11 protein-coding genes and 1 pseudogene are annotated in these 14,487 nt (G+C 72.2%); all 12 read left to right on the forward strand.

Translation table 11 applies throughout. From position 1 onward, the window contains the following. Window positions 1-57: 57 nt before the first annotated feature. The gene (locus ACH35V_RS40420; RefSeq protein WP_395980196.1) at window positions 58-1,428 is read left to right on the forward strand and encodes a bifunctional folylpolyglutamate synthase/dihydrofolate synthase; all 1,371 of its coding nucleotides are present in this window, start codon (window positions 58-60) and stop codon (window positions 1,426-1,428) included. 79 nt (window positions 1,429-1,507) lie between these two features. Further along, complete coding sequence (locus ACH35V_RS40425; RefSeq protein WP_395980186.1) at window positions 1,508-1,852, forward strand: DUF4233 domain-containing protein; 345 nt, start codon at window positions 1,508-1,510, stop codon at window positions 1,850-1,852. Between the two features lie 126 nt (window positions 1,853-1,978). Further along, on the forward strand, window positions 1,979-3,445 hold the full coding sequence (locus ACH35V_RS40430; protein ID WP_395980187.1) for a hypothetical protein: 1,467 nt from the start codon (window positions 1,979-1,981) through the stop codon (window positions 3,443-3,445). 45 nt (window positions 3,446-3,490) lie between these two features. Next, window positions 3,491-3,901: a nucleoside-diphosphate kinase gene (gene ndk, locus ACH35V_RS40435; protein ID WP_395980188.1), complete on the forward strand. Its 411-nt coding sequence runs from the start codon at window positions 3,491-3,493 to the stop codon at window positions 3,899-3,901. A 183-nt stretch (window positions 3,902-4,084) separates the two neighbouring features. After that, window positions 4,085-5,119: a rod shape-determining protein gene (locus ACH35V_RS40440; RefSeq protein WP_117401930.1), complete on the forward strand. Its 1,035-nt coding sequence runs from the start codon at window positions 4,085-4,087 to the stop codon at window positions 5,117-5,119. Between the two features lie 38 nt (window positions 5,120-5,157). After that, entirely contained in the window at window positions 5,158-6,162 is a 1,005-nt protein-coding gene (gene mreC / locus ACH35V_RS40445; RefSeq protein ID WP_395980189.1) for a rod shape-determining protein MreC, read from the forward strand. 1 nt (window position 6,163) lies between these two features. Continuing rightward, complete coding sequence (gene mreD / locus ACH35V_RS40450) at window positions 6,164-6,757, forward strand: rod shape-determining protein MreD (protein WP_395980190.1); 594 nt, start codon at window positions 6,164-6,166, stop codon at window positions 6,755-6,757. 5 nt (window positions 6,758-6,762) lie between these two features. Beyond that, window positions 6,763-8,835, forward strand: a complete 2,073-nt coding sequence (gene mrdA / locus ACH35V_RS40455) for a penicillin-binding protein 2 (RefSeq protein ID WP_395980191.1) — start codon at window positions 6,763-6,765, stop codon at window positions 8,833-8,835. 59 nt (window positions 8,836-8,894) lie between these two features. Beyond that, complete coding sequence (gene rodA / locus ACH35V_RS40460) at window positions 8,895-10,025, forward strand: rod shape-determining protein RodA (RefSeq protein WP_395980197.1); 1,131 nt, start codon at window positions 8,895-8,897, stop codon at window positions 10,023-10,025. A 56-nt stretch (window positions 10,026-10,081) separates the two neighbouring features. After that, the gene (locus ACH35V_RS40465; protein WP_395980192.1) at window positions 10,082-12,004 is read left to right on the forward strand and encodes a TIGR03960 family B12-binding radical SAM protein; all 1,923 of its coding nucleotides are present in this window, start codon (window positions 10,082-10,084) and stop codon (window positions 12,002-12,004) included. Between the two features lie 672 nt (window positions 12,005-12,676). Then, window positions 12,677-13,537, forward strand: coding sequence for a TIGR03936 family radical SAM-associated protein (locus tag ACH35V_RS40470; protein ID WP_395980193.1), 861 nt, complete (start codon window positions 12,677-12,679; stop codon window positions 13,535-13,537). 207 nt (window positions 13,538-13,744) lie between these two features. After that, a pseudogene (locus ACH35V_RS40475) lies at window positions 13,745-14,487 on the forward strand (hypothetical protein); the annotation flags it as partial.

Below are 14,487 nucleotides of genomic sequence, written 5' to 3' on the forward strand. Positions count from 1 at the left end.
GAGATCGTGAACCAGGTATCCGAGGCGTCCGACTACCAGCGCGCAGTCGGCGCGATCATGGCCCGCGGCGTCGAGTGGGAGATCGACCCCACGCTCGACCGCGTCCGCGACCTGGTCGACGTCCTGGGGGAGCCGCACCGAAGCTACCCGGTGATCCACATCGCCGGGACGAACGGCAAGACCAGCACCGCCCGGCTCATCGAGGCGCTGCTGCGCGAGCGCGGCCTGCGCACGGGCCTGTTCACCAGCCCGGAGATGACCACGCTGCGGGAGCGGATCGCGATCGACGGCGAGCCGCTCAGCGAGGAGCGGTTCGTCGCCGCGTACGAGGAGGTGCTCCCGTTCGCGCAGCTGGTCGACGGCAAGCACGAGGCGCGCCTCTCGTTCTTTGAGGTCCTGACCGCGATGGCGTACGCGGCGTTCGCGGACGCGCCGGTCGACGTGGCCGTGGTCGAGGCCGGCATGGGCGGCGCGTGGGACGCGACGAACGTGGCCGACGGCGCCGTCGCCGTCATCACCCCGATCGGGCTGGACCACACCCGCTACCTGGGCGACACCATCGAGGAGATCGCCGGGGAGAAGGCCGGGATCATCAAGCCGGAGTCGGTGGTCGTGCTGGCGCAGCAGCCGGTCGAGGCGGCCGAGGTGCTGCTGCGGCGGGTCGTGGAGGTCGGCGCGGCGGCGGCGCGCGAGGGCGTCGAGTACGGCGTGCTCAGCCGGGACGTCGCCTTCGGCGGCCAGCAGGTGGGCGTTCAGGGCCTGCACGGCCGCTATGACGAGATCTTCCTGCCGCTGTTCGGCGAGCACCAGGCGAGCAACGCCGCGACGGCCCTCGCCGCCGTGGAGGCGTTCGCCAGCGGCGCGCCGACCAGGGGAGAGACCAACCTTGAGGCCACCACCCGCATCGCGCCGGGCGAGGTCTACCTCGGCGGGAACGAGGGCCAGCTCGACCCGGCGCTGGTGCGCAGCGGCTTCGCCAAGTCCGCCTCGCCCGGACGCCTGGAGGTCGCGCGGACCGGCCCGACCGTCCTGCTGGACGCGGCGCACAACCCGCCGGGGATGGCCGCGACCGTCGCCACGGTCACCGAGTCGTTCGGCTTCACCCGGCTCGCCGGGGTGCTCGCGATCGCCGCGGACAAGGACGTCGCGGGCGTCCTCGACCAGCTCGAACCCGTCGTCGCCGAGCTGGTCGTGACGCGGAACTCCTCGCCGCGGTCGATGCCGCCCGAGGAGCTGGCCGAGCTCGCCCAGAGCATCTTCGGCCCGGAGCGCGTCCATGTCGAGGATCGCCTGGACGACGCGATCGACCGGGCGATCGGCCTCGCGGAGGAGACCGGCGAGTACCGGGGCGCCGGGGTCCTGATCACCGGCTCGGTGGTCACGGCCGGCGACGCCCGGATCCTGCTGCGCGTTGAGGAGGCCCGATGACCGGAGCGGAGCGAGGATCTTCGGGCCGACTGCCCGGGGGTCTGGGGGTCGCCCCCCAGAAAGGCAGGGCCCGGTGAGCATGAGCGCCTCTGCCGCGGCGAATCCGGTCCGGAGGCTGTTCGCGACCGTCCTGGCCTGCGAGGCCATCGTGATCGCGCTCGCGATCCCGGTGGCGGTGGCCGTGCTGGACGTGGACGGCGCGACCGCGGGCGCGGTGTGCGGCGGCCTCGCCGTCGCGTGCGTGCTGATGGCGGGCCTGCTGCGGTTTCCGTGGGCGGTCGCGGCGGGCAGCGTCCTGCAGCTGCTGATCATCGCGACCGGGTTCATGGTGCCGGCCATGTTCTTCCTCGGCGCCGTGTTCGGGGCGCTTTGGGCGACGGCCATTTGGATGGGACGCAAGGCGGAGCGCGCCCGGCCGCGCTAAATTCGCGAGGGACGCATTCATTCATCTGCCGATTCCGCGCAATTCCAATCCTTTTCCTGATTCCGACATATTTCTCATTTGGGAAATGCGCGTGCGGTGGATGACGACCCTGCGAAGGAGCAGGCCGTGTCCCTGCACGCACGCGGACATGCACCCGCCGCCCCCGTCCGGGGATATCCGGCCGCGCCTCCGGAGGGCCGCGCGCGCCGCCGGCTCGCGGCGTCCGGCGCGCTGCTGCTGACGCTCACCGCCGTGCCCGCCGCCGTCCTCGCGGTGCCGGACGCCGTCGTGAACGTCGTCCCCGCCGCCGCGAGCGCCCTCGACCTGGGCGAGTCCGGGATCGGCGGGCTGCTGCGCGCCACCGGGCTGACGCTGCCCGCGCTCGTCGTCGCGGTGCCGCTCGCCGCCGTGGCCGCGCGCCGGTTCTCCGCGTGGCCCGTCCTCGCCGCGGGGCTGGCCGTCCTGCTGTCCGGGCTCGGCGCGGTCAAGTTCGCCCACACCGTGCCCCTCGTCGGGACGGTCCGCGCCGTCCAGGGCGCGGGCGCGGGGATGATGCTGCCCGCCTGCCTCATCCTGGTGTGGGAGCGGCGGAACCGCGCCTTGACCGCCGCCTGGGCGGGCACGCTCGTGGGCACGCTGCTCGTGGCGATGCCCTTGGCGCTCAGGGCCGTCCCGGCGCCGGCGGACGAGATGGCCGTCCCGGACTGGCGTGTCGCGCTCGTCCCGTACCCGTGGGCCGCCGTGGCCGCCGCCGTCGCCGCGCTCGTCCACCTGCTCCTGCGCGGACGCGGCCCGGGGGCGCTGCCCGTGTCCCGGCACACCGAGCGCGGCCAGCTCCTCCTGCCGTTCGTCCCGGCGGCGGGCTTCGCGTTCCTCGCGGTCGTGGCGGCGGCCGGATGGTCGCCAGGCGCCCGGCTCATCGTCGGGGCCTTCGCGCTGCCCGCCCTGCTCGGCCTCGCCCTCGCCGCCCGCCGGGACGTGATCGCTGGCAGCCCGTTCGGCTGCGCCGTCGTCATGATCGCCGCCGGCCTGCTCACCTACCCGGTCGCGGGCCCGCTGGCCGGCCTCGCCGCCGCCGACGCCCACGACCGGGGCGGCCCGGCCGTCGTGCCGCTGCTCCCGTTCGCCGCCGCGGCCGCCGCGGCGATGGCCGGGGCGCTCGCCTCCGCCTGCGTCCCCGCGCGCCACGCCGTCCGCGCCGTCCACGCCGGATTCGTCCTGATGATCGCGGCGGTGCCGCTCGGCCTCCTCACCCACCTCGACGGCCGCTGGACGATGCTCGTCCCGCTCGCCCTCCTCGGCGCCGGAGCCGGCGCGGCCCTCGCCGCCTCGCTGCGGGACGCGGGCGTCGGCGCCGTGCTCTTCGGCCTGTCCCTCTGCTTCCCCGCCGTGCTGGCCGGGCAGCTCCTGGTCCTGTCCCTCCAGGCATCCTGGCTGGAACGGCTGCGCCCGGTCACCGAGGCCGACCGGATCCAGGCGCTGCGGGACGGCTACGACGCCTGGCTCATCGTCGCCGGAGCGGCCGCCGTCCTCCTCGCCGCCGCCACGGCGAGACCGTCCCGGAAGACCGCCGCGGGCCCGGGAGCCCGGTAAGATTCGCGCGCTGCATATTCCGAGTTTCCTCAAGGAGAACCACCCGTGTCCGAGCGCACTCTCGTCCTCGTCAAGCCCGACGGCGTCCGCCGCGGCGTCGTCGGTGAGGTCATCTCCCGGATCGAGCGCAAGGGCCTGAAGCTCGTCGCGCTGGAACTCCGCACCCTCGCCAGGGAGACCGCCGAGGCCCACTACGAAGAGCACGCCAGCAAGCCGTTCTTCGGCGAGCTCGTCGAGTTCATCACCGGCGGCCCGCTGGTCGCCATGGTCGTCGAGGGCCCGCGCGCCATCGAGGCCTTCCGCGGGCTCGCCGGCGCGACCGACCCGGTCAGCGCCACCCCCGGCACCATTCGCGGCGACCTCGCCCTGGAGATCGGCGAGAACATCGTCCACGGGTCCGACTCGACCTACTCGGCCGACCGCGAGATCAAGCTCTTCTTCCCCGAACTCGGCTGAGAATCCCGCCCGGCGCGCGGGCGGTGATCGGCCGCCCGCGCGTCTTTGGCGAATGCCGGGCTGCTCAGGGAGCGTTTTTTGATCGACTCGCGGCCCTCTGGTGACTGCCCGGGGACGTCCGCGCACGTTACGATGGACAGACCGCTATACACGCCCGTCAATCATGAAGGGCTCCCTTTCTTCATGGGTAACAAGCTGTCGTTTCTCGGCCGTGACATGGCGGTCGATCTTGGTACCGCCAACACCCTGGTGTACGTGCGCGGGCGTGGCATCGTCCTCAACGAACCGTCCGTGGTGGCGATCAACACCAACACGGGGAAGATCGTCGCGGTGGGCATCGAGGCGAAGCGGATGATCGGCCGCACCCCGGGCAACATCGTCGCGGTCCGCCCGCTGAAGGACGGCGTCATCGCCGACTTCGACGTCACCGAGCGGATGCTGCGCTATTTCATCCAGAAGGTGCACAAACGCCGGCACTTCGCCAAGCCGCGCATCGTGGTGGCGGTGCCGAGCGGCATCACCGGCGTCGAGCAGCGCGCGGTGAAGGAGGCCGGCTACCAGGCCGGCGCCCGCCGCGTCTACATCATCGAGGAACCGATGGCCGCCGCGATCGGCGCGGGGCTGCCCGTGTACGAGCCGACAGGGAACATGGTCGTCGACATCGGCGGCGGCACCACCGAGGTCGCGATCATCTCGCTCGGCGGGATCGTCACCAGCCAGTCCGTCCGCGTCGGCGGCGACGAGCTCGACCAGGCCGTCATCTCGTTCTCCAAGAAGGAGTACTCCCTGATGCTCGGGGAACGTACGGCCGAGGAGATCAAGATGGCGATCGGGTCCGCGTACCCCGGCGGCGACGAGGAGCCGCATGCCGAGATCCGCGGCCGCGACCTCGTCAGCGGGCTGCCGAAGACCGTCGTGATCTCCGCCGAGGAGGTCAGGCGGGCCATCGAGGAGCCGGTCAACGCCGTGGTGGACGCGGTGAAGACCACGCTCGACAAGTGCCCGCCGGAGCTGTCCGGCGACATCATGGACCGCGGGATCGCGCTCACCGGCGGCGGCGCGCTGCTGAAGAACCTCGACGAGCGGCTCCGCGAGGAGACCGGGATGCCCATCCACCTGGTGGACAACCCGCTCGACTCGGTGGTCCTCGGCACCGGCAAGTGCGTCGAGGACTTCGAGGAGCTCCGGCAGGTCCTCGTGCCGGAGCCGCGGCACTAACACCCCCCGGCGGACTAAGGGAACGGGAGGTCGGTGGGGTGAAGGACACCCGGCGCACCCGCGTCGTCCTCGGCGTGCTGCTCGTCGTGGCGCTCGCGATGATCACCATTGACTACCGCGGCGGGGCCGACTCCCCGCTGCGCGGGCTGCGCGACGTCGGCGCGACCGTGTTCGGTCCGGTGGAGCGGGCGTCGGCGTCCGTCGTCCGGCCGGTGAGCAACACCTTCGACGCGATCACCGACGCGCCCGGCGAGCGGCGCCGCGCCGACAAGCTCGAACGGCAGAACCAGAAGCTGCGCGAGCAGCTGCGCTCCATGCGCCTCGACCAGGACAAGTCCGCGCAGCTGCAGCGGCTGCTAGGCACCGCCGGGATGGGCGGCTACGAGATCCTCGCCGCGCAGGTGATCTCCGCCGGGCAGGGCTTCGAGGACACCGTCACCATCGACGCCGGCAGCCGCAGCGGCATCAAGCGCGACATGACCGTGATGAGCGCGGACGGGCTCGTCGGCCGCGTCACCCGCGTCGGGCCCGCGACGGCGACCGTCCTGCTCGCCACCGACCAGACGTCGTCGATCGGGTCCCGGCTCGAAAGCTCCAAGGAGATCGGGATCGTCCAGGGCCACGGGCGCCGCGGCCTCGGCGGGCACGGCGCCACGCCGCTGCGCTTCCAGCTGCTGGACGCCGCCGCCCCGATCCAGGTCGGGCAGCGCCTCGTCACGCTCGGCTCGCAGGGCCAGCGGCCGTACGTCCCGGGCGTCCCCATCGGCGTCGTCGAGCGGATCGACCGCTCCACCGGGGGCCTGACCCGCACCGCCTACGTCCGGCCGTTCGTGAAGTTCACCAGCCTGGACGTCGTCGCCGTCGTGGTCGCCCCGCCGAAGACCGACCCGCGGGACGCGGTGCTTCCGCCGAGGCCGAAACCGCCGCCCACCCCGACGCCGCCGAGCGCGAGCCCGTCCGCGAGCCCGTCGGGCTCCGGGCGCCCGGACGCGCGGCCGAGCGGCCGGGAGACCCCGTCCACGAATCCGAGCCGGGGAGACTGACGTGCTGAACCCGCCCGAGGCGTCGCCGGCCGGCCGCGGCGTGGTCGCCGCCGTCGTCATCGCCGTGACGCTGATCCTGCAGGTGTCGGTCGCGAACCGGCTGCCGCTGCCCGGCGGCGTCCAACCCGACCTGGTGCTGCTGGCCGTCGTCGCGCTGGCGCTCGTCGCCGGGTCGATGACGGGCATGGTCACCGGGTTCCTCGCCGGCCTCGCCGCCGACATCATCCCGCCCGCCGACCACACCATCGGCCGGTACGCGCTCGTCTACTGCCTCATCGGCTACCTGTGCGGCGTCGCGTCCGACGAGATGGACCGGCAGTCGGTCGTGCCGTTCTTCGCCGTCGCCGCCGGCGCGCTCGCCGGGACCGTCGTCTACGCGGGCACCGGCATGATCCTCGGCGATCCGCGCGCCGAGTGGGCCACCGTGTCGAGCATGGTGCCGCTGCAGGTGCTGTACGACGTCATCGCGAGCCCGTTCGTCGTGTGGGCGGTGCTGCGCGCGACCCGCCGGTACGAACGCGGCGAACGCTCCCGGAGCGGCGACACCCTCTCGGTGCCCGCCGCCCGCTACCGCGCGATGTCGGGACGGGGCTGAGGCCGGTGAACCCGCGCACCCACTTCCGCCTGGTCGTCCTGTACGTGCTGGTCGGCGCGCTGCTGCTCGTCCTCGTCGGGCGCATGTGGACGCTCCAGGTCCTGGAGGGCGAGCACTACAAGGGGATCGCCGCCCAGAACCGCACCCGCGACATCGTCGTCCCCGCCGTCCGCGGCATGATCCTGGACGACCGCGGCCGTCCCCTCGTCCGCAACACCAGCGCGCTGGTCGTGTCCGTCGACCGGACGACGCTGTCGCGGCAGGAGGACGGCGGCGAGAGCATCCTGAAGCGGCTCTCGGCCGTCCTCGGGATCAGCCAGGACGAGATCACCAAGCGCATCCGGCTGTGCGGGCCCGGCATCAAGCGGCCCTGCTGGCCCGGCTCCCCGTACCAGCCGATCCCCGTCGAGGACCACGTCGACCCCAAGCGCGCCCTCCAGATCATGGAGCGGCAGGAGGAGTTCCCCGGCGTCACCGCGCAGGTCCAGGCCGTCCGCGACTATCCGGAGCCGGAGGGCGCGAAGCCCGCGCAGGTCCTCGGCTACCTCCAGCCGATCACGCAGGAGGAGATGGACAAGCGCACCGGCCTCAAGGTCACCGGCTACAGCGGCGTCGACCTCGTCGGCCGCGCCGGGCTGGAGGCGCAGTACGACGCGGCGCTGCGCGGCGAGCCCGGGTTCCGCAAGGTCCTCGTCGACAGCCAGGGGCGCGTCACCGGAACCGCCGACGAGGAGGCGGCCGTCCCCGGCAACCACCTCGTCACCAGCATCGACGCGGGCGTGCAGGGCGCCGCCGAGAAGGCGCTCAAGAACGCGATCGACGGCGCGCGCAAGGCGGGCCGCCCCGCGGACGCGGGCGCCGCCGTCGTGATGGACGTGCAGACCGGCCGGATGGTCGCGATGGCCAGCCACCCGACGTACGACCCCGCGATCTGGACGGGCGGCATCTCCCAGGAGCAGTACGAGGCCCTGCTCGGCAAGAAGAAGGGCGAGCCGCTGATCTCCCGCGTCACGCAGGGCCAGTTCGCGCCCGGCTCGACGTTCAAGATCTCCTCGGTGGCCGCCGCGGTGAGGGACGGCAACAGCCTCAACGGCATCTACCCGTGCCCCGGCTCGTACAACGTCGGCAACCGCGCGTTCCAGAACTTCGAGGGCCAGGGCCACGGCCCGATGAACCTGCACAGGGCCCTCGTGGTGTCCTGCGACACGATCTTCTACCGGTTCGCGTACCAGGAATGGCAGCGCGACGGCGGGATGAAGCCGAAGAAGAACCCGTCCGACCCGATGGTGAAGATGGCGCGCGAGTACGGGTTCGGCTCCCGCACCGGCATCGACCTGCCGAGCGAGAGCGAGGGCCGCATCCCGGACCGCGCCTGGAAGAAGGGCTACTGGGACGCCACCAAGGCCGCCAACTGCAAGGGCGCCAAGGAGGGCTACCCGCAGGTCGCGAAGACCGACCCGGCGCGCGCCGCCTACCTGAAGGCCGTCGCGACGGAGAACTGCACCGAGGGCTTCGTGTGGCGTCCCGGCGATGCGGCGAACTTCTCCGTCGGGCAGGGTGACGTCCTGGTGACGCCGCTGCAGCTCGCCCGCGCGTACGCGGCCATCGCGAACGGCGGCAAGCTGGTCGTGCCGCGGCTCGGCGTCGCGGTGATGCGGCCGGACGGCACCGTCGCGCAGCGGATCGACGCGCCGTCGCCCGAGCGGCTGCCCGTCGACCAGAAGGTGATCAAGTACATCCGCAAGGCGCTCGGGGACGTCACCAAGCAGGGCACGGCCGCGGGCGCGTTCGGCGGGTTCGACATGAAGACGGTCGACGTGGGAGGCAAGACGGGCACCGCCGAGGTGTACGGCAAGGAGGACACCTCCTGGTTCGCCTCGATCGGCCCGATGAAGAAGCCGCGGTTCGCGGTGGTGGCGATGGTCTCCCAGGGCGGGACGGGCGCGTCCACGGCGGCGCCGGCCGTCCGGGAGATCTGGGAGGCGATGTACGGGACGAAGGACCGCCCGCCCCTCCTCAAGGACGGCAGGCTCCCGTCCGAGCTGCCGGCCCTGCCCGGTGAGGGAACCGCCCCGTGATCACCGGTTCGGGCGTCGGGAGCGTCGGGAGCGTCGAGGGGTACGCGGCGCGGCGCGGGCTGCGCAGCCGGCTCGGCGGGCTGCGGCGGCTCGACCTGCCGCTGTTCCTGGCGGTGCTGGCGCTGTCGGTCATCGGCGCGCTGCTCGTCCGCTCTGCAACGTTCCAGCTGCTGACCGAGCAGGGCAAAGACCCTGAAGGCTTCCTCAAGCGGCACATCCTCAACCTGTTCATCGGGTTCGCGCTGGGCGGCCTCGTCACCGTCCTGGACTACCGGCTCCTGCGCGCGTACGTCCCGATCCTGTACGGGGTCGCGTGCGTCGGGCTCGTCGCCGTCCTGACCCCGCTCGGCGAGACGATCAACGGGTCGCACTCGTGGATCGTGATCGGCGGCGGCTTCCAGGTGCAGCCGTCGGAGTTCGCCAAGGTCGGCCTGGTCGTGCTGCTCGCGATGATCCTGGGCGAGCCGCGCGACGGGGAGATCGGCCCCGGCCGCCGCGACGTGCTGCTCGCGCTCGTCCTCGCCGGGGTGCCCGCCGTGCTGATCATGCTCCAGCCCGACCTCGGCACCACGCTGGTGTTCATCGCGGTGGTGCTCGGCATGCTGGCGATCTCCGGCGCGCAGAAGCGGTGGCTCTTCGGCCTGGTCGGCGGCGGGCTCGCCGCGGGCGCCGCGGTGTGGTTCCTCGGCCTGCTGGAGGACTACCAGATCGACCGGTTCACCGCGTTCATGGACCCGGAGGCCGACCCGCGCGGCGCCGGCTACAACGCGCAGCAGGCCCGGATCGCGGTCGGGTCGGGCGGCGCGTTCGGCAAGGGCCTGTTCCAGGGCGAGCAGACCGGCGGGCACTTCGTCCCCGAGCAGCAGACCGACTTCATCTTCACGGTCGCGGGCGAGGAGCTCGGCTTCGTCGGCGGCGCCGTGATCGTCGCGCTGCTCGGCGTGGTGCTGTGGCGCGGCCTGCGCATCGCCACCCAGGCCGCCGACCCGTTCGGGACGCTCGTCGCGACCGGCGTCGTGTGCTGGATGGGGTTCCAGACCTTCCAGAACGTCGGGATGTCGATCGGCATCATGCCGATCACGGGCCTGCCGCTGCCGTTCGTGTCGTACGGCGGCTCCGCCACCTTCGCGAACATGATCGCGTTCGGGCTGCTGCAGGCGGTGCACATCCGGCGGCGTCCGTTCGATTAGCGCGACGCCGGTAGAGTGGACGTCCATCCCACGTCCCCTGCACGGAGGATTCCGTCATGCCGGTCGAGTCGCTCTTCCCGCGCCTGGAACCGCTGCTCCCGGGCGTGCAGAAGCCGATCCAGTACGTCGGCGGCGAGCTGAACTCCCAGATCAAGGACTGGGACGAGGCGGACGTCCGATGGGCGCTGATGTACCCGGACGCCTACGAGGTCGGGCTGCCGAACCAGGGCGTCCAGATCCTCTACGAGATCCTGAACGAGCGCGAGGGCGTCCTCGCGGAGCGGACGTACTCGGTGTGGCCCGACATGGAGGCCGTCATGCGGGAGCACGGCATCCCGCAGTTCACCGTCGACGCGCACCGCCCGGTCGCCGCGTTCGACGTCCTGGGCGTGTCGTTCTCCACCGAGCTCGGCTACACGAACCTCCTCACGGCCCTGGACCTCGCCGGCATCCCCCTGGACGCCGCCGACCGCACGAACGACCACCCCATCGTGATCGCGGGCGGGCACGCCGCGTTCAACCCGGAGCCCATCGCCGACTTCATCGACGCGGCCGTCCTGGGCGACGGCGAGGAGATAACCCTCGCCATCACCGAAGTGATCCGCGAATGGAAGTCCGAGAACGAACCCGGTGGCCGGGACGAACTCCTGCTGCGCCTGGCCGCATCCGGCGGCGTCTACGTCCCCCGCTTCTACGACGTCACCTACCTTCCTGACGGCCGCATCCAGCGCGTGGCGCCGAACCGCCCCGGCGTCCCGTGGCGTGTCGACAAGCACACCGTCATGGACCTCGACCAGTGGCCGTACCCGAAGAAGCCCCTGGTCCCGCTCGCGGAGACCGTCCACGAGCGGTTCAGCGTGGAGATCTTCCGCGGCTGCACCCGCGGCTGCCGGTTCTGCCAGGCCGGGATGATCACCCGTCCGGTGCGGGAACGCTCGATCACCACGATCGGCAACATGGTCGAGCAGGGCCTCAAGGAATCGGGCTTCCAGGAGGTCGGCCTGCTCAGCCTGTCCAGCGCCGACCACAGCGAGATCGGCGACGTCGCGAAGGGCCTGGCCGACCGCTACGAGGGCACCAACACCTCCCTCTCCCTCCCGTCCACCCGCGTGGACGCGTTCAACATCACCCTCGCCAACGAGTTCTCCCGCGGCGGCCGCCGCTCGGGCCTGACGTTCGCCCCGGAGGGCGGCTCGGAGCGGATGCGCAAGGTGATCAACAAGATGGTCACCGAGGACGACCTGATCCGCACCGTCACCACCGCGTACGAGAACGGCTGGCGCCAGGTCAAGCTGTACTTCATGTGCGGCCTGCCCACCGAGGAGGACGAGGACGTCCTCGCCATCGCCGGCATGGCGAAACGCGTCATCCAGGCGGGCCGCGACGCAACCGGCCGCAAGGACATCCGCTGCACGGTCTCCATCGGCGGTTTCGTGCCCAAGCCGCACACCCCGTTCCAGTGGGCCGCGCAGTGCGACCACGAGACCGTCGACCGCCGCCTGCACGCCCTCAAGGACTCCCTGCGCCGCGACAAGGAGTACGGCCGCGCCATCGGCCTGCGCTACCACGACGGACAGCCGTCCATCATCGAGGGCCTCCTCTCCCGCGGCGACCGCCGCGTCGGCAAGGTCATCCGCGCCGTCTGGGAGGGCGGCGGCCGCTTCGACGGCTGGAGCGAACACTTCTCCTACGACCGCTGGACGACCGCCGCACAAGAAGCCCTGGCCACCGACCCCGTAGACCTGGCCTGGTACACCGTCCGCGAACGCGAAGAAGTGGAAGTCCTGCCCTGGGACCACCTCGACGCGGGCCTGGACCGCGAGTGGCTCTGGCAAGACTGGCAGGACGCCGTAGACGAAACCGAAGTAGAAGACTGCCGCTGGACCCCCTGCTACGACTGCGGCGTCTGCCCCACCATGGGCACCGAAATCCAAATAGGCCCCACCGGCAAAAAACTCCTCCCCCTATCAGTCGTATAGACGATCGCACCCGACGTTCCCGGATTGGTCGCGCGCCCGCGAGACGAGCCCACTCGCTAGCGTAGGACTGCTCACCGGAGCAACGGTTTCGGCGGCACTGGGAGAATGGCGCGCAAGGTACCGCTCGGTGAGATCAGGTCAGGCCCGCCGCTCCTATACCCCCTCCCTGACCTGCATGACGTCGCGCCTGGACGGGCCCGTCGAGACCCACGCGTCGGCCCACTCTCGAACGGCGCTGTCGCGCGGACCCGTGCCGTCGATAATGGAGCAAGTGAGCGCGGCCAGGCCAATGCTCCAAAACTCCTTCTCGGCTGTATTGAAGCCGGCTGGATCGCGCTCAACTACTAGCTCGGGGCCGGGCTAGGCCGCTCCTGAGAGCGTGTCGTGAACGGTTCCTTCCGCGTTCGCGGCGACCATCGTCCAGCAGACGATCCGCACCGGCGCGGCGCACGTGCCAAGGTCGCTGGCCTGCCTTCCCGGGGTCGGCGAGCCGCGGGTGGCCGTCGTGGCTGGTTGCGGCGCGGTCGGTGGGGGCGGAAAGCCCTGTGTTGTCGGGGATGCAGGGGTGCTGGGCATGGGGGCGGGCGCGGGGGTGGGCGGGGGGACGTACTCTATAGGGAGACCTTTGATTTCGACTCGACGCGAGTAGGAAGGACCAGAACCCTGGCACCCATGCCGGAGGGTCCGCCGCCGGCCCCCGTGACCCAGCGACTGCGCGTCCGCTATGCCAAGCGGGGCAGGCTGCGGTTCACGAGCCACCGCGACATTTCCCGGGCCGTGGAACGCGCCGTCAGGCGCGCCGGGATCCCTGTCGCGTTCAGCGGCGGGTTCACGCCCCACCCGAAGATCTCGTATGCGGGTGCGGCGGCGACAGGGGTGGCCAGTGAGGCGGAATACCTGGAGATCGGGCTCACCGCGCCGCGCGACCCTGCGCGGGTGCGGGCCGATCTCGACGCGGCCCTGCCCCGCGGGCTCGACATCGTCGATGTCGTGCCGGTACGGGCGGGACGCGACGGCGAAGCGCAGCCGAGAGCGGGCGCGTTCGCCGATCGCCTCGAGGCGTCCGAATGGCGGATCCGGCTGGACGGCGTGTCATCCGACGATGCCGCCGCCGCCGTGGCCGCCTTCATGGCCGCCGCCGAGGTCGAGGTGGAACGCCTCATGAAGAAGGGGCTGCGCCGTTTCGACGTGCGCGCCGCCGTGTCCTCCTGTGAGCTGGACCGGCGCGCCGCGGACGCGGCGGATGCCCCTTGTGCGATACTTCGAATGGTTGTTCGGCATTCCACACCCGCCGTACGACCCGACGACATCCTCACCGGACTGCGCCAGGTCGCCGACCTCGCGCCGCCGTCACCCCCGCTGGTGACCAGGCTGGCGCAGGGGCCCCTCGACGCGGACACCGGTGGCCTCGCGGATCCCCTGGATCCCGACCGGGAGATCGGACTGCCGTCCGGCGACGACGCCGAGACGGCCCGCGGCCAGGAGCGGCCGCTGCCCGGGGACGCCGCGAGCGTGGATGCCGTCAGCGCCTGACCGTGAGACCGAAGCCGTGGCGACACGGAACCGGTCCCGCAGGGTACGGCGGGCGCACCCCCGACGACTTCGTCGTCATGGCCGGACGGTCGTCCGGCGGTGGCGGCACCGACGACTGATGGAGTGCTCCCGTGCGGCGCACCGCATCGATCCGCCCCTCGGCGGAGCGTGCGGACGCGCCCGGGAGCCTGACGGGAGATTGCCCGGATGCTTGAGAACGAAGCCGACTCGGCCAATGCCGAAGGCACACAGAACGAGAACACCGATACCGCGAGCGCGGAGGTCGAGAACGGCGCGGGGGTGACGTCGCGTCCGCGGCGGGCCAGCCGTCCCGCGGGTCCGCCGCCCGAGTCGGCCGCGACCGGCGCCTCCACCCCGGAACCTGCGGGGGAGGCCGCCCCGGCGGAGGAGGCTCCTGAGCCGCCGAAGCGCGCCACACGGGCCCGGACCCGCACCCGGAGCGGTAAGGCCGCCGAGACATCCGAGCCCGTTCCGATGACCGGTGCCGAGACCTCCCCGGACACCGAGACCGAGCCCCCTGCCACCGCCGCGACCGAGCAGGCCGACGATGCGCCCGCGCCGCGTACGCGCACTCGGACGCGCCGCCGGCCCGCCGCTTCCTCGGAGGCGGCCGCGGCATCGGCCGTCCCCGCTGTTCCGCCGGTGCCGGACGCGCCGGCCGCCGAGCAGGGGCAGGGGCAGGAGCAGGTGTCGGAGACCGAGCCCGTCAGCGGCGTCGGCATCCCCGGCGTGACGTTCCAGCCGCCGATGGTCGTGTTCCAGCCGCCGCAGCCGAAGTCCGACACCGCCGCCCGGCCCAAGGACGAGCCGAAGCGCGAGGTCGTGGAGGACGACGGCGCCGACGAGGAGAGCGACGAGCCGCCGTCCGACGAGGACGAGTCCGACGACCGTCCGTCCCGCAGGCGCCGCCGCCGTGGCGGACGCGGGCG

The sequence above is a fragment of the Actinomadura sp. 1N219 genome (assembly GCF_044326405.1).
Taxonomy (GTDB): domain Bacteria; phylum Actinomycetota; class Actinomycetes; order Streptosporangiales; family Streptosporangiaceae; genus Spirillospora.

Coding starts and splice junctions, on each gene's coding strand:
- ACH35V_RS40440 (WP_117401930.1), top strand. CDS start 4,085: ATGGGTAACAAGCTGTCGTTTCTCGGCCGTGACATGGCGGTCGATCTT.
- ACH35V_RS40465 (WP_395980192.1), top strand. CDS start 10,082: ATGCCGGTCGAGTCGCTCTTCCCGCGCCTGGAACCGCTGCTCCCGGGC.
- ACH35V_RS40470 (WP_395980193.1), top strand. CDS start 12,677: ATGCCGGAGGGTCCGCCGCCGGCCCCCGTGACCCAGCGACTGCGCGTC.
- ACH35V_RS40425 (WP_395980186.1), top strand. CDS start 1,508: ATGAGCGCCTCTGCCGCGGCGAATCCGGTCCGGAGGCTGTTCGCGACC.
- ACH35V_RS40420 (WP_395980196.1), top strand. CDS start 58: ATGGCCCGCGGCGTCGAGTGGGAGATCGACCCCACGCTCGACCGCGTC.